The 17,861-nt window shown below is 69.2% G+C and carries 14 protein-coding genes and 1 pseudogene; 2 read left to right on the forward strand and 13 right to left on the reverse strand.

The genetic code is table 11. From position 1 onward, the window contains the following. Positions 1-16: 16 nt before the first annotated feature. The 9 genes and pseudogenes from ACKTSN_RS02015 to ACKTSN_RS02055 form a co-directional block, all read right to left on the reverse strand. Positions 17-793: a 2,3-dihydro-2,3-dihydroxybenzoate dehydrogenase gene (locus ACKTSN_RS02015; protein WP_409467488.1), complete on the reverse strand. Its 777-nt coding sequence runs from the start codon at positions 791-793 to the stop codon at positions 17-19. A gap of 4 nt (positions 794-797) precedes the next feature. Then, positions 798-2,213 carry an FAD-dependent oxidoreductase gene (locus ACKTSN_RS02020; RefSeq protein ID WP_409467489.1) on the reverse strand — a complete coding sequence of 472 codons (1,416 nt, stop codon included), beginning with the start codon at positions 2,211-2,213 and terminating at the stop codon, positions 798-800. Beyond that, positions 2,210-4,096 (reverse strand): squalene--hopene cyclase, encoded by a 1,887-nt coding sequence (gene shc / locus ACKTSN_RS02025; protein WP_409467490.1) that lies wholly within the window; start codon positions 4,094-4,096, stop codon positions 2,210-2,212. Before shc ends, ACKTSN_RS02020 begins: the two co-directional genes overlap by 4 nt. After that, on the reverse strand, positions 4,093-4,527 hold the full coding sequence (locus ACKTSN_RS02030; protein WP_409467491.1) for a DUF2834 domain-containing protein: 435 nt from the start codon (positions 4,525-4,527) through the stop codon (positions 4,093-4,095). Before ACKTSN_RS02030 ends, shc begins: the two co-directional genes overlap by 4 nt. Next, positions 4,514-6,067, reverse strand: coding sequence for a flavin-containing monooxygenase (locus ACKTSN_RS02035; protein ID WP_409467492.1), 1,554 nt, complete (start codon positions 6,065-6,067; stop codon positions 4,514-4,516). Before ACKTSN_RS02035 ends, ACKTSN_RS02030 begins: the two co-directional genes overlap by 14 nt. 26 nt (positions 6,068-6,093) lie before the next feature. Then, positions 6,094-6,987: a 1,4-dihydroxy-2-naphthoate polyprenyltransferase gene (locus ACKTSN_RS02040; protein ID WP_409467493.1), complete on the reverse strand. Its 894-nt coding sequence runs from the start codon at positions 6,985-6,987 to the stop codon at positions 6,094-6,096. Then, positions 6,981-7,691 (reverse strand): bifunctional 2-polyprenyl-6-hydroxyphenol methylase/3-demethylubiquinol 3-O-methyltransferase UbiG, encoded by a 711-nt coding sequence (ubiG, locus tag ACKTSN_RS02045; RefSeq protein WP_409467494.1) that lies wholly within the window; start codon positions 7,689-7,691, stop codon positions 6,981-6,983. Before ubiG ends, ACKTSN_RS02040 begins: the two co-directional genes overlap by 7 nt. 73 nt (positions 7,692-7,764) lie before the next feature. Continuing rightward, positions 7,765-8,853: a polyprenyl synthetase family protein gene (locus ACKTSN_RS02050; protein WP_409467495.1), complete on the reverse strand. Its 1,089-nt coding sequence runs from the start codon at positions 8,851-8,853 to the stop codon at positions 7,765-7,767. A 496-nt stretch (positions 8,854-9,349) separates the two neighbouring features. After that, positions 9,350-10,266, reverse strand: a pseudogene (locus ACKTSN_RS02055) (RNA-guided endonuclease InsQ/TnpB family protein). A gap of 284 nt (positions 10,267-10,550) precedes the next feature. On the opposite strand from ACKTSN_RS02055, the gene ACKTSN_RS02060 reads away from it, so the two are divergent. Continuing rightward, positions 10,551-11,954 (forward strand): cytochrome P450, encoded by a 1,404-nt coding sequence (locus tag ACKTSN_RS02060; RefSeq protein ID WP_409467496.1) that lies wholly within the window; start codon positions 10,551-10,553, stop codon positions 11,952-11,954. Here ACKTSN_RS02060 and ACKTSN_RS02065 read toward each other — a convergent pair. Together ACKTSN_RS02065 and ACKTSN_RS02070 are read right to left on the reverse strand one after the other, a co-directional pair. Continuing rightward, entirely contained in the window at positions 11,938-13,494 is a 1,557-nt protein-coding gene (locus ACKTSN_RS02065) for a DUF1254 domain-containing protein (protein ID WP_409467497.1), read from the reverse strand. The two genes, ACKTSN_RS02060 and ACKTSN_RS02065, sit on opposite strands and share 17 nt — an antisense overlap. 120 nt (positions 13,495-13,614) lie before the next feature. Beyond that, positions 13,615-13,851 (reverse strand): hypothetical protein, encoded by a 237-nt coding sequence (locus ACKTSN_RS02070; protein ID WP_409467498.1) that lies wholly within the window; start codon positions 13,849-13,851, stop codon positions 13,615-13,617. 236 nt (positions 13,852-14,087) lie between these two features. Between ACKTSN_RS02070 and helR the strand changes: the two genes are divergently transcribed. After that, entirely contained in the window at positions 14,088-16,235 is a 2,148-nt protein-coding gene (gene helR / locus ACKTSN_RS02075; protein WP_409467499.1) for an RNA polymerase recycling motor ATPase HelR, read from the forward strand. Here helR and ACKTSN_RS02080 read toward each other — a convergent pair. After that, entirely contained in the window at positions 16,181-16,615 is a 435-nt protein-coding gene (locus tag ACKTSN_RS02080) for a hypothetical protein (RefSeq protein ID WP_409467500.1), read from the reverse strand. The genes helR and ACKTSN_RS02080 overlap by 55 nt on opposite strands. Before the next feature lie 212 nt (positions 16,616-16,827). Further along, positions 16,828-17,787: an NADP-dependent oxidoreductase gene (locus ACKTSN_RS02085; RefSeq protein WP_409467501.1), complete on the reverse strand. Its 960-nt coding sequence runs from the start codon at positions 17,785-17,787 to the stop codon at positions 16,828-16,830. Positions 17,788-17,861: the final 74 nt, after the last annotated feature.

Raw genomic sequence — 17,861 nt, forward strand, 5'->3', positions numbered from 1 at the left:
GGAAAGCGCGGGTCCTCTACGTCGGAGCGCCCAGGGTCGCCCCTCCGTCGACGGTGAGCGTGTGCATCGTGACGTGAGCCGCCTCGTCCGACAGCAGGAAGCGCACGGCGTGGGCGACGTCCTGCGGACGCGCCACCTTGCCCAACGGGATGCCGGTGCGGTACGCGGCCGGGTTCCCGGCGACGGAGGCGGCGACCGCGGCCCCGTCGGTGTGCATGCCGTGCAGCATCGGGGTGTCCGTGGAGCCGGGAGCGACAAGGTTGCAGCGGATGTTGTGCCGGGCGACCTCCAGGCCCAGGCACTTGGTGAAGGCGGTGGCCGCCGCCTTGGACGCGGCGTACGCGGACATCTGCGTACGTGCGGTGCCCGCCGCGTTCGACACGACGGTGACGAGGGCGCCGCGCCGACGCGGAATCATGCGGTTGACGACCGCCCGGGACATGTAGAAGACGCCGGTGTTGTTGACCGCGAAGGTGGCGTTCCAGTCCTCGTCGCTGAGCTGTCCGGCTTCGGCGAGGCGCAGCACCCCGGCGGCGTTGACCAGGTAGTCGATGGGTCCCGACTCCCCTTCCACCGCGGCCACCACGGCCTCGACCTCGGCGGACGACGTGACGTCCACCGGCCGGCCCTGCACCGGCAGCCCGTCGGCGGTGAGCTTTTCGACCGTGGCGGACAGCCGGTCGCGGTCCAGGTCCACGCCGACGACCGTGGCGCCCTGTTCGGCGAGCAGCCGGGCCACGGCCGTACCGATGCCGCCCCCGGCTCCCGTCACGAGGGCGATCCTGCCGTTCATGCGGTCACCTCCGTCGTCGTGTGCGGCCGGCCAGCGACCGGACGGCCGCGGCGAAGGGGGCGAGCGCCATCCGCAGGCCGCGGGCGGCCGACGGGCTGATGTCGCCGATGCGATCGATCCGTACCGGGGGCAGTTCGGGCCGTAGTGCTCTGCGGACCGACTCGGCGGCCGTCAGGCCCGACCGCACCGCGCTCTCCATACCGGCCACGCCCGGCGGGGCAGCGCAGAAGTCGCCGGCGATGTGCAGGTTGGCCAGTGCGGTGGTGCTCTGCGGCCGGTAGCGACCCGATCCGGGGCCCGGGGCGAAGAACGGTGCAGTGAAGTGCGGCTGGTAGCAGACGTGTTCGATGTCGTCCCAGGTGAGCTCCGGAAGGAAGGTCATGAGCTCGTCCACCAGAAGCTTGACCGCCTCCGCCTCGGACAGTTCCACGAGCCGGGCGACACGGCCGACCACGCAGTTGAGCACGCTGGTGCGGTGTCGTCCCCATGCCCGGCCCACGTCGATGAGCGTGATCGCGTGCGGCGATCCGACCAGGCGGATGTGCTCGTCGGGCAGTCCCGGCAGCCGCCTTCGCAGGTACAGGTGCAGTGCTCCGAGCGGACGGGACGTCAACTCGTCGACGCCGTACGGTGGTCGAAGTGCTCCGGTGAGGTCGCCGCCCAGGGCGGACAGGCGTCCGTGCGGGACGGCGAGGACGACATGTCCGGTGACGTCTTCGGTCACGGCGGTGCCGTCGTCGTCGCGTACGGTGAGGGCCTGCAGCCGGTCACCGTGCACCGACACCTCGATGAGTTCTCTCCCGGTGCGCACCTCCACGCCGTCGGCTTCCAGCCGCTGCCGGAAGGGGCCGATGAACCACTGCTGGAGGTCGCCTCGCGGCATCCGCACCCGGCCGGGGTGCCGGGCGAACGCTGCGATGCTGCCGCGGAAGCCCGCCGCCGACACGGCATCGCTCTCCGCCGCGCTCGAGGCGACGAAGAGGTGCTCGATGTCGGCGATCGCTGCTTCGGTCAGATACCGGCGGCTGCGCAGGAAGTCATGGAGGGACTCGTCGCGGGCACCGTACTCCTGGGAGAGCAGGTCGATCACGCCGTAGTAGAACAGCAGCCGATCGGCGGCCGGGGTGACCGCGGTACGGAAGGCGGGGAACTCGCCCGGCAGCAGCTGGTGGAAGTTCTTGGTCTCACGCAGGTTGCCCGCGATGCCGAGCTCCGCCACGAGTCGCAGGGTGTTGCGGTACCAGGCGGGGAAGATGTGCACCCCGTGGTCCTCGACCCGGCCGTCGATCACCCGTGATCCGGCCATGCCGCCGAGCTCGGGCCCGGCTTCGAGCAGCCGCACGGGGAGCCCGAGGCCGCGGATCGTCCACGCCGCCGTCATTCCGGCGAGGCCGCCTCCCACCACGGTCACGCCGGTCATCGCGGCTCCGTTCCGTCGACGGCGGCCCGGTAGGCCGACATCGCCATGACGGGATAGATCAGGCGCAGCAGGCTGTCGCGCCAGTACAGGCCGTCGTGGTGGACCACCCAGGTGTGCCAGGGCTCGGCCCAGTCGCCGTCGGCCTGCTGGGTGCGGATCAGAAAGTCCAGGCCCGCGCGCACCGGCCCGCTGTCGGCGCGGCCGCCGGCGATGAGCGCGAGCAGGGCCCAGGCCGTCTGCGAGGGAGTGCTGTCGCCCCGCCCGATCCATGCCGGGTCGTGCAGCGCGCGGATGTCCTCACCCCAGCCGCCGTCGCTCTGCTGGTGTGCGACGATCCAGTCACACGCCCGGGTCACCGCCGGGTCGCTGCCCGGAACCCCGCACGCGGCCATGCCGGTGACGGCGGCGCTGGTGCCGTGCAGGTGGTAGCAGGCCCACCAGCCGGGCCACGACCCGTCCGACTGCTGAGTGCGGCGCAGCCATTCGATGCCGCGTCGGGCCGCGGGAGTGTGAGCCTGACCGTCGGCGCCCAGCGCCTCCAGGACGTGCCCGGTGATGTCGGCCGACGGCGCCTCCAGGAATCCGATTCCGGCCAGTTTGTCGCGTCCCGGCAGCCGCCAGCGCAGCGGTTCGAAGGCCGCCCAGCCACCGTCCTCGCCCTGCTGGGACAGCAGCCACCGGCGGGCCCGCTCGCAGGCGGCGTCGACGGCCGGGTCGGTGCCGCGCGGATGGACGCGGCGCAGTGCGGCGACGGCGAACGCCGTGTCGTCGGCGTCGGGGTTGGCGTTGTTGGTGAACTCGTACGGCCAGCCGCCGGGGACGGGGTTCTTGGTCAGCACCGCCCAGTCACCCAGTTCGGTCACCTGGTTGGCGAGCAGCCAGCGCACCGCCGGTTCGACCGCGGCCTTCTCCTCGGGGCCGCCGGCCATGGCGTTCGCGGACAGCGCGAGGGCGGTGTCCATGACCACGGAGGTCCACATCTCTATGCGGCGCTGCCCGTCCTTCTCGACCACGTATCGGTCGAGCCCGGCCATCGCCGCCGTGATGACCGGGTGGTCGTGGGGGAAGCCGATCGCGTCCAGACCCATGACGACGTTGGCGGTCTGCGGCCAGTTTCCGCCCCAGCTGCCGTCCTTCTCCTGGGTGCGGATGAGCCACCTCGACTCCTTTCGGATCGCCCGGCGGCGCAGCGGACCGATCGGATGGCGGGCGTACCAGTGGCTGAGGGTGGTCGCGCACCGTACCGCGAAGGACCTCGGCAGCCGCCGGGCGCCGGGCTCGGCGAACAGCTCGCGAATGCCGAATCCTGCGGGGACGACCGGGCGGCGTGCCATGAACAGACTGTTGGCCACGACGATGCCGCGGGCGGCGGCGCCGATCTGGTAGATGTTCCCGGGACACCAGGTGGGCAGCAGGACGATCTCCGGCGGGATGAGCGGGATGTCGCGCCAGGGCCACAGCCCGATCAGGGCCAGCCATGCGAGCATGATCAGGTTGTCGACCGACTCGATACCGCCGTTGCCGCGGACCGAGGCGGCCGCCGCGCGCATCTCCGGTTCGTCGGGGTCATGACCGGCCAGGCGCAGGGCGACGTAGCAGAAGACGGAGAGCAGCAGCTCGTCTGGGCCCTGGTGGTACGACGCCCAGCCGCCCGTGGGTGTCTGCTCGTTGAGGATCGTCCGCGCGGCGGCGGCCACCGTCTCGTCCATCGGCAAGCGCAGGTAATGCCGCAGGATGACCTCACCGGACTCACCGATCAGGCTGGTCTCGAAATCGCCCTTCCAGTATCCGGTGGGGTCCTGGCGCTCACGGAGCGCATGGACGGCCAGGGCCAGGGAGCGCTCGACTCCCGGGACGAACGCGCCGGCGTCGGTGGTCGTCATCGCTGGGTCCCCCTCGTCATCGCATGGGTGGTCATGGCGGTGGATGTGGGCTCGGCGTGTGCGTCGTTCATGGCCGCGATCTTCAGCTGGCGGACGTACATGAAGACGGAGAAACTCACCACGAGCGCCAGCGCCGGGGCACCGACGATGTACGCCCACACGTGGCGGATGCCGAGCCGGCGCGCCTCGATGATCATGAATGCCGCGAGCGCCGCCCAGATCAACGCCAGGTCCGCGTAGATGAACTGGGATGCCAGATTCCGTGTCGCGTCGCGCAGGAAGTTCTCGATGACACCGAGCGGTCCCGCGTCGGCGTTGCGCACGACGAAGACGATGGCCAACGTCCCCATGACCAGGCAGCCGCCGACGGCGAACAGCCCGTAGAGGGTGCACAGTGCCCGGTCCCTTCCCCGCACATCACCCAGTCGCATGCCATCGGCCTCCGAAGTGGTCGGGCTCCGTCCGGTCACCTGGCGGCACCGGATCGGCCCGGTCGTAGCGGTAGTCGTCGAGGTCGAAGTGCCTGGCTCGCCAGGCTGCCTCGTAGGTCGACGACGGGCGGACGGCGGGTGCGTCGCCGCGCTCGTCGAAGTAGTAGCTGTGCGTGCCGCGGCAACTGCCGTGGAGGAACACCGTGTTCCGCTGCCGGCGCAGCACCCGGTGAAAGGACCTGTCGTGCTTCTCGGGCCGGACGACGGCCTGTGTGGCGCGCCGTCGCCGGGCCTCTCCGATCACCCGCAGGGCATGGGTGACCTGATAGTCGATCATGCCGAACCAGGATCCGCCGGTGAAGGAGTACGGCCCGACGATGAACCAGAGGTTCGGGAAACCCTTGACCGAACTGCCCTCGTACGTCTGGAAGCGTTCCGCCCTCCAAAATTCCTTCAACTCCTGGCCGCCCAGCCCGTGCAGGGGGAAGGGCGGCAGGTTGTCCAGGACGTGGAACCCGGTGGCGAGGATCAGGACGTCGAACTTCTGCTCATCGCCGTCCGCCATGCTGATCCCGGTCTCGGTGATGCGCTCGATGCGTTCGGTGACGAGCTGGACGTTGTCGCGGGTGAAGGCGCGCCAGTAGCCCTTGCCGAAGGACGGCCGCTTGCAGCCCAGTCGGTACGCGGGCGCGAGCCGGTCCATCAGATCGCGGTCGCCTTTGACCTGGCTGCGCAGGTACAGCCGGGAGACCGCTTCCCCGGCCCGCACCAGGAAGGGGAACCGCCGGTAGTGGATCATGGCGATGACAAAACTGAGTTCCGTCACGGTGTCCGTGAGGAGCCGGACGGTGCGCTGAGTCCACGGAGCCGCTCCGAACACCTTGCGGACGGCTCTCGGCACCGGAACGTCCGGCTTCGGGAAGACCCAGGTGGGCGTCCGCTGGTAGACGTGGAGCTGTTGCACCAACGGGGCGATCTCGGGGACCAGTTGGATCGCCGATGCGCCGGTGCCGATCACGCCCACGCGACGTCCGGTGAGATCCAGTGACGGGTCCCATCGAGCCGTGTGCACCACGTCGCCCGCGAACCGGTCGAGTCCTTCGATGTCGGGTGCCTTCGGCTTGGTGAGCCATCCGGTGGCGCAGATGACGAACCGCGTCGTCATCGAGGTTCCGTCCGCCAGGAAGACCTCCCAGACGTGCTCCACCTCGTGGTACTCGGCGCGTACGACCCGGGCGTTCAGGCGGAGATGGGGCCGCAGGCCGTACTTGTGGACGCAGTGGTCCGCGTAGGCCTTGAGTTCCTCGCCGGGAGGGAAGGCCCTCGACCAGGACGCGAAGGGTTCGAAGGTGAAGGAGTAGGAGAAGGCGCTGATGTCCACGGCGATGCCGGGGTACCGGTTGGCGTGCCAGGAGCCGCCGACATCGTCCTGCTCGTCCAGCACCACGAAGTCGTCGATGCCTGCCCGCAGCAGCCCGATCGCCGTGCCGATCCCGGAGAACCCGGCGCCGATCACCAGCACTTCGTGCTCCGGTGTCACCTGCACTCCCCTTCTTCCCCGGCCGGTCACAGTGCCAGGCCGATCGCCAGGAGGGTCCCGAACGCCAACAGCAGCAGGCACGTGTGCTCGAGGGCCGGTATCAGGTCACTGCCGCGCGCCCCGCCGAGCACCCGGCGCAGCGGGAAGACGGCGAACGGGACGGCGCCGAGCACCAGCAGCGCCCAGGGGCGGGAGGCTGCCAGGAGCAGTGCGGACGCGAAGGCGAGGGCGACGCAGAGCACGTAGTACACGCGGGTGCGCCGGTCGCCGAGGCGCACAGCGATGGTGATCTTGCCGGCGGCCGTGTCGGTCGGTATGTCGCGCAGGTTGTTCGTCGTCAGCAGCGCGCAGGCGAGCAGACCGATGGACACGGACGCGGCGAGGGCCAGCAGGGGTACCCGGCCGAGCTGGATGTACGCCGTGGCGCACACGGCGATCACCCCGTGGAACACGAAGATGCCGACGTCGCCCAGCGAGCGGTAGCCGTACGGCCGGGAGCCGCCGGTGTAGAACCACCCCCCGAGTGCACACACCACCGCGAGCGCCAGCAGCCACCAGGAGATCGTCACCGCCATGACCACTCCGGCCAGGGCCGCCACGCCGTACAGGACCAGGCCGCAGCGCAGCACCTGCCGGGGTGACGCCCGCCCGGAGCCGACCAGCCGGACCGGACCCACCCGGTGGTCGTCGGCGCCCCGCACCCCGTCGCTGTAGTCGTTGAAGAAGTTCGTGCCGAGGACGAAGCCCAGCGCGAACAACAGGGTCAGGGCGGCCCGCCACCAGCTGAAGTGGCCCAGCGAGGAGGCGATCGCCGTGCCGACCGCGATCGGTGCCATGGTGACGGGCAGGGTCTTCAACCGGGCGCCGACCAACCAGGTGCGCACCGCGCTCCCGGCCGGCCACTGAGTACTGGTCACCATTTCTTGCCCACTCCGAGATAGAGAACACCGGTGGAACTGGTGGGGATCATGCGAACGTCCTCGCGCCGCCCGGCGAGGTACCGCATCCCGTCACGAAGGTGCGGACGCAGGCCGAGCAGTCTGAGCTCCACCCCCTGCGACCGTGCGGTCCGGGTCAGCCGGGCCCGGTTGACGAAGAGTCGGTGGTCATGGGTGCCGCGCGGTGGCCGGCCGGGTACGGGCGCGTTCTCGGCAAGGGTGATGGCGACCAGCCGGGCCAGCCGGGTGTCGGCGATCGTGTCCACGATCAGCGTGCCCCCGGGGCGCAGCACCCGGCATGCCTCCCTCACCACCGCGAAGGGGTCCGGTACGTGTTCGAGGCACTGCCCCGCCGTGACGACGTCGAACGACCCCTGGGCGAACGGGAGTCGGGCGATGTCGGCCCGGACGACCTCGTCGAACCCGTGCTTGCGTGCTTCGTTCAGCGACAGCGCCGACAGGTCCACGCCGACCACGCGATAGCCCTTGCCGGCCAGGTGGGGACCGAACAGCCCGCCCCCGCAGGCGACATCCAGCAGCCGCGCCCCTTCGTGCTCGGCAACGGGGACGAAGCCGGCGCGGGCAGGCGCGATCCAGCCCAGCGGGGCGAGTGGCCCACGGGGGTCCCACCATGTGTCGGCGAGAACGTCGTAATCGGTGATGAAATCGCTTCGCAGCGCTGGCACAGAGCACCCTCCGGAATACACCCGAGTCCAGTTCACTTTCCGGCTTGTGACCAGCCGTGTATTGCGGTTTCTGTCACGTCGCCGAATGCAGGCCGTCAGGTGTCGTTTGTGCGGTGTCCCGCAGCGCCTGGAGGGCGGGATGCTGAGACGCGAATGTGTCGACGAGGTCGCGCAGGCACTGCCGTACGACCGGGGCGTGCTTCGCGGTGGCCGGATGGGACTCCACGGCGTACAGGGCATCCGACACATATCGCTGGGCCACGTCCGCAGCCCTGCCGATCGCACCGGACTCGTGCACCAGGGAAATCACTTCCTGACACTGTCCGCCGGAAAGCGGCTGCAGGCGCAGCAGGGATTGCAGACGATCCCGGAAATCCTTGACGGCGTAGATCACCGGAAGTGTGTACACGCCGTTGAGAATGTCTTTCGCCGCTTGCTTTCCCGTTTCCCGGCTACAGATGTCGAGGATGTCGTCCCAGATCTGGAACGCCATGCCGAGGTTGTGCCCAAAACTCTCCAGTGCCGCCTGGGCGTCCTCGCTCGCTCCCGACTGCAGGGCACCCATCGCGGCGGCCGTCCGCAGGAGGCGCGCGGTCTTGCCCGAGATGGCGGCAAAGTACTCTTCTTCGGTACGAAAGGGATCGTAGAGCTGGCTGGACTCAAGCATCTGCCCCACGCACACGTCGATCAACGTGTCCGCCATCGCCGTCATCCGGGACATGCCGAGGGACGCGGCGGTCTGCATACAGCGCGCGAGCAGGTAATCGCCGGTGAGCAGCGCTACGGCTTCACCGTATTTCGCGTTCGCACTGGGCCTCCCCCGCCGCACCTGCGCGCCATCGATCACATCGTCATGGCACAGGGTGGCCAAATGCAGGATTTCGACGGCAGCGGCTCCGTCAATCACATGCGGGGGCGTGGCTCCCTGCCATCCGTCCTCCAGTAGATACGAGGAAAGCAGTACGAGAGTGGGCCGCAGGAGACGCCCCGTATTCTCCACGGCGTACATGATGGGGCCCTGAATCCGGTGGTTCGGCGGAACCACAAGAGAGCAGAGCGATTTCCGGACTCTGGACAGGTCTTCTTGGAGTCGCTCCCGGACTTCGGTGATTGCTTCATCGTGCGGAGATTGGTTCCCGACAACAGTTGAAGCTTCCTTCATTCAGGCTTCCTTCCCCCGTGCCCCTGAAGGTCACCAACAGGCTAGGGCGTCGGCCAAGTCACACCAGGGCGCAAATTCAGTCAATCAGCAATGGACGGGGAATTTCCGGATCCACTCTCACCGAGCGCACGCCAAATTCCGGCATAAGGAACGAAAGCTGCAGCCACTTGTGCGGTCCGCAACTCAGATCAGCCACTGGATGTGACTCATGTCACATCCAGTGCATCACGTCTCGGCGTGGCGGACAGTGCGTGTCCGGAACGCGGCGTGGACGGGCCGCCATGTGCTCCCTACAGTGAGGCATCGCCGATCACGCCCAGAGGGCACGAGTGTGTTCCTCACGGCCGCGGCGGAGGCACTGCGCGACCTCCCCGCACCGCTGTTCCCCCTACCTCACCCCTTCGCCCGGGAGCGGACGCACTCCAGCTGAGAGCGAGAAGGAGTTGGTGACGTGACTCCACCCACGCGTGAACGCGCGGGCTTCCTGCGTCGCCGGCTAAGCAGCGTCGCAGAGGGCCAGCCCGGCCCTGTTGAGGATGTTCAATGCACCGACGTGGTCGGCGTTTGCGGTCATGCCGCACGCCGTGCACTGGAACTTCGCTTGGGTGAGGCGGTTTTCCTTCGCGACGTGCCCGCAGGACGGGCAGGTGCGGGAGGTGTTGCGGGGGTCCACCGCGACGACACTCCGACCGGCGCTTTCAGCCTTGCCTGCGAGGATCGCGAGGAACACCCCCCAACCCGCGTCGAGGACCGATCGGTTCAGCCCGGCCTTCGCCGCCCGCCGGTTCGGCAGGAACGCGCCAGGCTGTTCGGGGTCGGCCTTGGGTGCGGGCGCCTTGGTCATGCCCGCGGTGTTCAGCTTCTCGTGTGCGATCGTGTCGTGGTCGCGCACCAGGGTGAGCGCGGTCTTGTGCGCGTGGTCCAGGCGCTGGCGCCGGATCCTCGCGTGGATCTTGGCGACCTTCCGTGCGGCGGCGCGGTGTGCTTTGGTGCGCTGGGGGAACGTCGCCAGGTGTCGCTGAGCTTCGGCGAGCTCTTCGGCCGCCTCTTGGAGGAAGCGGGGGTTGGCGATGTGCTCGCCGGTGGAGGTGGTCAAAAAGTGGGTGACGCCCAGGTCGATGCCGACGACTGCGCTCGTGGTCGGCAGCAGCTCGGCTTGTCCAACCGGCGCAGCATGGCCTGTTGCGAGCTGAACGACCAGTGCCCTTGACGCTCCGGGTCGAACGCCCGGATCTCCTTGAGCTGCCCGGACTGATCGCCGTACTTGATGCCCGTCTTCGTGGCATGACGCCAGGCGTCCCGTCGCTCCTGCAGCGCGCCGTTGTACAGCGAGCAGTGGTCGGCGAGCATCGCGCGGAGGGCTTGCTCCTGGCGGGTCGTGGGGCGCAGGAGGAACTTGTACGCGCGGATCACCTCTGGCGCCTCCGCTCACGGCGCAGGACGTCGGCGAGGAGGACGCACGCGGCAGCGTTGATCGAGATACCCGCACCGCGGGCGTATTCCTCGACTTGCCGCTTCAAATCCGGCGGGACACGCAGGTTCAGTGACTCCCGGCGATCTCCTCCAGCCACAACCAAAATGCTACCACTTTTGATGATGAATCAGGCCCAAGTCCGGATGCTGCGCTGCTCCGCAGCGCACTCACGGATTCGATTTCCCCACCGGCTGAAGCCGGTGGTCCCCCCGAAAGGAAACTGATGGAGAGCGTTTCCCCGGTGCCTCGGGCGCCTGGCGCCAAGCCTGTCGTGGGCCACCTCGCGGCATTCCTGCGCGCCCCACTGGCGTTCCTGCGCAGCCTGCCCGCGCACGGTCCGCTGGTGGAGATACGACTCGCCAGGAAATCCGTTGTCGTGGTGTGTGACCCCGAACTGACCTCCACGATGCTGGTGCACGACCGGGTCTTCGACAAGGGCGGCCCCCTCTTCGAGCGGCTGCGTGAAGCAGGCGGGCAAGGCCTCGCCACCTGCCCGGCCGCCGAGCACCGTCGACAGCGCCGGCTCATCCAACCGGCCTTCCACCAGGCCCGCTTCCCCGACTACGCCCGCATCATGACCGAGCGGATGGACGCCGTCATCGGCAACTGGCGCGACGGCCAGACGCTCGACCTGGCCGTGGCATCACGCAACATCACCGCCGACGTGGTCCTCTCCGCGGTCTTCGGCACCCGCCTGGACCACGGCCTCCATGTGCGCCTGGCCACCGACTTCGACACCCTCCTGGCGGGCTTCACCCGGCACAGCCTCCTGCCGAAACCACTGCGCAAGGTGCCCACGCCGGGCAACGTCCGCTACGAGCGGGCCACGCGGCGGGTGCGGCAGTCCATGGCGGACCTCACCACCCAGTACCGGGAGAGCGGCGGCACCGGGGAGACGAATCTCCTGTCGATGCTCATCGCCGCCCGCGCCCCGGAGAGCGACGTTCCCGCCCTGACCGACGACGAACTCGTGGACCAGGCGGTGACCATGTACTCCGCCGGGACGGAGACGACGGCAGGCGCGGTGAACTGGAGCCTGTACCTGGCCGCCACACACCCTGCCGTCCACGCCCGTCTGACGGCCGAGGTCAGCACGGTCCTCGACGGCCGGACCGCGGGCTGGGACGATCTTCCCCGACTCCGCTACACCCGGCAGGTGTTCACCGAGGCCTTGCGGATGTACCCGCCGGGATGGTTCCTCACCCGGCAGACACAGCAGGACACCCGCCTGGGGACGTACGCCCTCCCCAAAGGCACGACCATCGCGTACAGCCCCTACCTCATCAGCCACCTTCCGACCCTCTACCCGGACCCGCAACGCTTCGACCCCGACCGCTGGGATCCCCGGGGAGGCCAACCCCGGCTACCCGCCTTCGTCTTCGGCGGTGGTGCCCGCAAATGCATCGGTGACGAGTTCTCGCTCGTGGAAGGCGTCCTGCTGCTCGCATCCCTGCTCAGCCATTGGCACATCGACCTGCACCGCGACAGTCTCACCGCTCCCCGGCTGCCCCAACTGACCCTCAACCCGGGCAGGTTGAGGGCCACCCTCACCGCACACAGCCGGCTGAGAGGCGTGTCGGAGAAGAGTCGGGGCCGGCGCCTGGGACAGGTCAGTCGACGCGGGTGAGCGGAGGGCACTCCCACGCCGCGTCCACGACCTCGCGGTGCGGCCGGTACATGCGAAGGACCACGAACCAGGTGCCGCTTTCGGGCGTGGGCAGCCAGTTGGGCTCGCGGCCCTCTCCCGGTGATGCGGGCTGCAGGTGGATCGTCAGGCCGCCGTCAGGGTCCATGACGAGCCCGGGTGTGCGGTCCCCGACCGAGTAGCGGCCGGCCGGGTTGGGGATCAGGTTCATGTCGTCGCCGTACGCGGACAGGGACCAGAAGGCATCGACGGGTGGCATCGAGCCCGCGCTGAAGCGCAGTTCGTACCGGCCGGACGACAGCATGTTCCCCTCCGCGTCGTGGTAGTTGAGCAGATAGACCGCTTCGTCGGGATCGTTGGCCATGATGCCCAACAACGACTGGTCGGCAGCGCGCTTGAGGAAGTCGTCGCCGAAGCGGCCCATCTGCGGTGGCGGGTAACGCCACCCGTTCACCGGACGTGCCCACTCCCCGCTGATCATCTGCTGCTTGAGCATCGGCAGACCGACAGCCGCAGCCCGGACGAGGTTCTGCTTGACCGCCTCCGGCTGGGCGTCGACATCGAGACCGGGTCCGATCCCGACCTCGGCGAACTGCTTGAGCAGGATCGCGTGGTGCGCCGGTGGCGGGTTCTCGGCCAGCATGGCGTTGAGCGTCTTCCAGGGTCCGAGCGGATCCTGCGCGGGGTCCACCGGCGCCAGCACCTCGCGGCTCGCCGGGAGCTGTGCCTGGTCGACGGGTCCGCCGCCGTTGCGGAAGAAGCTGAGCGGAGTGATCCGGTACTGGGCTTGGAGCGCCTGTACGTTCGGCACGTCGCCCTCGCCGTCGACCAGCGTCCTGCCGAGGATCAGGATCCACGGGCTCGGCGCGGTCGCCACACGCCGCACACCCTCGGGAAGCTCTCCGCTCCAGTCCGGACCGACGATCGCGAAATGGCCGGCCTCCGATCCCGTGGAGCGCTGGCCTACGTAGTCGAAGTTGTCGGAGGTGATGCCCATCAGCTCGAAGGCGAAATAGCGATCACCCATGTCCGGGTGCGAGAGGACAACGGGCTCGCTGCGCAGGTCCACCCATGCGGTCGAGTACAGGGTGTCGTTGTTCGGACATCCGCCGTCCCGGTACGAGGCGTCCAGCAGCCGCTGGGCGTGCCAGAAATGGTTGACCGGGGCGTACGGCACCGTCGCCGGGTCTCGCGGCTGTGTCACCCACTGGTGACGCAGCCGGGCGTTGTAGATGTACGGAAAACCGTAGACGAATGCCTGCTCACCCAGCGTGTAGGCGTACTCCCCACGCCAGTCGCGCACCCGTCCGGTCAGGATGGGTGCCACCGCCTGCTGGACCAGCGGCAGCGCCTGAGGCAGCTGCCGGAACCTCTCCACCACGGCCTGGGGGTGCCGTACGGCATCCGCCGCGGCCCGACCCGCCGCACCCGCGGCGCTCGCTGCCCGGTTGATGGTGGCCGTGACGCCTGCGGCACCGTCGTGCCTGCGCCGATGCGGACGGTGACGGGTGGCCTCGGACATGATCATGTCCCTTCCGCTCGTGAACACCTCGCGGGAAAAGCCTGCGCACCCCCTCTCACCATAGGACTCATCCAGAGGAGCGCCAACGCGGGCGACATCCGGTGGCCCGCGAAGTTCCCTTCACAGACCGTCGGCATGCCGACCAGTGCTCCACTCGTCGGGCCCACCGCCGCGCCATTCGATCAGCCCGGACTGTCGCAACCATCCCTCGTCGACATCCTCCAGGCCCGCAAGGCGCAGGAACTCGACGATGTCCAGCAGCCCGTACGCCATCCCGAGGAACCGATCGTTCACACGGACCCGCCGCCCGCCGTCCCCGGCGGGCGGGTAGATGACGATGGGCTGTACGACGGCCATGTCACCAGCGTGCGGTCTGGGACGTCTTGCTGCACGCAGGGCGGTCCTGGCCTTCACAGACGTGGCGCGTCGCCGGGCGACAAAAGCGAAGGCAAGGAGTCATCCACTCCTTGCCAGTCTCAACTTATAGCGCACAGGGGGGCTTGCGGCAAGGCCCCTGTCGTGCCGGAGAATCGCTGGCCGAGGCCAGACGCCGCCGGACTTCGCGGGCGCGGCCTCGGATCGGAGCTGATGACGTGACCCCCCTGACCACCAGCGCGTTCGACCTTCCCGACCGGCTCTCGCCGAAGGCCGACCCGACGCTGATCGCCGGCGACGAGCAGCACTTCGCGGCCATCGCGGAGAGCCTCGAGCAGACGATCGCCGAGCTGTCCGACCGCCTCGATGCCGAGCGCAGGGCGCCCGGCGGCGCGGGCCGGCAGGCGATGGACCGGGACGTGGAGATCCACCGGCTGACCGCTCGCCTGCGCACACTGCGTCGCTTCGGTCTGGACCTGTGCCTCGGACACATGGTGAGCGCGGACAACCCCGACCCTGTGTACGTCGGACGACTCGGCCTGACGGACAGCGCGGGCCGTCGGCTCCTGCTCGACTGGCGCTCCCCCGCCGCCGAGCCGTTCTTCGGAGCCACCCACGCCAACCCGATGGGGCTGGCAAGCCGCCGCAGGTACCGCTGGAGCCGCGGCCGGATCAGCGACTACTGGGACGAAGTGTTCACCGCCGACGGGCTTGAACGGCACGCCGCGCTCGACGACCAGTCCGCCTTCATCGCCAGCCTGGGCAGCAACAGGTCGGCAAAGATGCGAGACGTGCTCGGCACCATCCAGGCCGACCAGGACGCCATCATCCGCGCGGGATCCCGCGGCGCTCTCGTCGTCGACGGCGGACCGGGTACGGGGAAGACCGTCGTCGCTCTGCACCGCTCCGCCTACCTCCTGTACTCCGACCCTCGCCTCGGTCACCGCCGGGGCGGCGTGCTGTTCGTCGGCCCGCACCGGCCCTACCTGGACTACGTCTCCGACGTCCTCCCCAGCCTCGGAGAGGAGGGCGTGCAGACCTGCACCCTGCGGGACCTCGTCGTCGAGGGAGCCGCAGCAACGATCGAGGCCGACCCGGACGTGGCCCTCCTGAAGTCGTCCGCGGACCTGGTGAAGGCGATCGAAACGGCCGTCAGGTTCTACGAGGAGCCACCCGCCAAGGGGATGACGGTCACGACCCACTGGTCCGACATCTGGCTGAGCGCCGACGACTGGGCCATGGCGTTCGAAGCGGCAGAACCCGGTACTCCGCACAACGAGGCGCGCGACCAGGTCTGGGAGGAACTGCTCACGATCCTGGTGGACAAGCACGACGGCGACGTCTCACCCGACCTGCTCCGCAAGTCGCTGCGGCAGAACAGGGAGCTGCTCACGGCCTTCAACCGCGCATGGCCGTTGCTCGAAGCGGCCGACGTCGTGGGAGACCTGTGGTCGGTGCCCGCCTACCTACGGATGTGCGCTCCCTGGCTCAGCCCCGACGACGTATCGAAGCTGCAGCGCGAGGACCCCCAGACCTGGACGGTGTCCGACCTGCCGCTCCTGGACGCGGCACGGCAGCGGCTCGGCGACCCGGCGGCGGCGCGGCGCAAGCGCCGGCACAAGGCCTCCGTCGCCGCCGAACGAGAACGCATGGCCGGCGTCATCGACAACATCATCGCGGCCGATGCCGACGGTGAGGGTGCGGTGACGATGCTGCGCGGACAGGACCTGCAGGACAGTCTGGTCGACGAGAGCGCACTGCCCAGCGCCGAACCGGACCTGCTCGCGGGCCCGTTCGCGCACATCGTCGTGGACGAGGCTCAGGAACTGACCGACGCGGAGTGGCAGATGCTGCTGCTCCGGTGCCCGTCCCGGAGCTTCACCGTCGTCGGGGACCGTGCCCAGGCCAGGCACGGGTTCACGGAGTCGTGGCAGGAACGGCTCGAGCGGATCGGGCTCGACCGGATCAGCCTGGCCTCCCTGAGCATCAACTACCGGACGCCGGAAGAAGTCATGGCGGAGGCCGAGCCGGTCATCCGGGCCGTGCTCCCGGACGCCAACGTGCCGGCCTCCATCCGCCGCAGCGGCGTCCCCGTCGTCCACGGATCCGTGTCGGATCTGGACTCGATCCTCGACACCTGGCTCGCCGCACACGCCGACGGGATCGCCTGCGTCATCGGCGACCCCGCGTTCCGGGCGACATCCCGCGTCCGGTCGCTGACCCCGGAACTGTCGAAGGGGCTCGAGTTCGACCTGGTCGTCCTCATCGACCCGGAGGCGTTCGGCGAGGGCATCGAAGGAGCGGTCGACCACTATGTCGCGATGACCCGAGCGACCCAGCAACTCGTTGTCCTCACCAGCTCCTGACGTCGGCCGGACAACGTGATCGCCGCCCGCCGATCACGAGTGGGGCAGCCCTTGTTCCGGCGTTGGGCTGGGTGGCTTGCAGGGGGGTTCAGTGTCAGATCGCCATCTCGGGGACCTTGGAGGATTCGGTGGGTGACCAGGTAGCCGCCGCTCATCAGCAAGCCGGGGCGCGTCCTGCCGGAAAGTCGCGTGCCGATGAGCATGGAGCCGAAGGCCTGGGCGGCAGCGAGCGGCAGGAACGCCACACCGGTTGAGTCCGGGCAGTAGCCCTTGACCAGCAGCAAGATCACACTCCTGATGAGCATCGTGATGGTCAGGTCGGCCTCCCCGCCGCGGCTCTCGGCCTCGGCGAAGCCGAAGACCAGGGCGACAGGCCCCACGTCGCGAGGATCGCGCCGGATACGTCGAGGCGGGTGCGCTTGCCTTCTGTGGAAACGTCCTGCACCACGGTGACCGCGCCGATGATGCCGATGGCCGTGATCGGGACGTTGACCAGCCGGTCCAGCGGCGCGGATGCGGATGCGCGGATGTCGCAGACATGAAGGAAGAGGGCCTCAGCAGTTGGTTGATGTGGTGCTGGTGCGGAGAAGGGTCAGAACGCCAGCACGAGCCGGCCGCGGACGCCGCCGGCCTCAAGAAGCTGGTGGGCCTCGGCGGCCTGTTCCGCAGGCAGGACGCGGGCGATGCGCAAGGTGAGTTCCCCTGCTTCGACCTGAGAGCGCAGGCGGTCCAGCCGAGCGCGGTCGTCGAGGTAGTCCGGAACGAACACCATGGAGGTACGCAGGGACCGGCGTCGCAGCTCCGCCGGGCTGATGGCGTGCGGCCCCTCGCCGAGGAGCGTGACGATGACGCCGCCGTCGCGGACGGCCCCGGCCACCGCCGCGGAGCCGATGACGGCCGCGTCCACCAGTCCGTCCACGCCTTCCGGCATGGCGTCGAGAACGCGCCGGGCGACGCCGGGTCCACGGCGTATTACGCGGTCGGCCCCCAGCGAACGCACGAGCTCCTCGTCCGTCGGCGACGCGTCCGCCACCACCGTGATCCCCTCGGCCCTGGCCATCTGGATCACGAATCCGCCGACCACGCCTGCACCGCCGGTGACCGCGACGGTCTGCCCAGGGGACAGGCCGAGCAGGTCAAGTGCCCGCCGGGCGGTCAGGCCGTTCATGGGCAGCGTCGCCGCCTCGGCATGGCTGGTTCCCTCGGGTGCGCGGGTCACCCGTTGCGCGGGCAGAGTGAGGTACTGGGCGTAGGCGCCGCCGCCGGGCTCGGTCGGCACGGTCATCGCCATCACTCGGTCCCCGATGCGCAGATCGGTGACTGTGCCCGCCCCGATCTCGTCGAGCACCCCTGCCGCTTCCATACCCGGGACGTAGGGGGGCGTGGCACTGTTGCGGCCGAGTGAGCCGTTGCGCAGGTATCGGTCGCCGGGGTTCACCGATGCGGCGTGCACTCGGACGCGCACCTGGCCGGGACCGGCGTGGGGCTCGGGTACCTCGAAGACCCGCAGGGCTTCCGGCCCCCCGAATCGGGCTACGCCTACTGTCTTCATGATCCCTCGCGATCTTGACCGTTCGTTACGTATTCGGAGCATGGGGCTGTCCAGGTGCACACGGCGTTCCCGCC

It is taken from the genome of Streptomyces flavusporus (genome assembly GCF_046267975.1).
In the GTDB taxonomy this organism is placed as follows: Bacteria; Actinomycetota; Actinomycetes; order Streptomycetales; family Streptomycetaceae; genus Streptomyces; species Streptomyces flavusporus.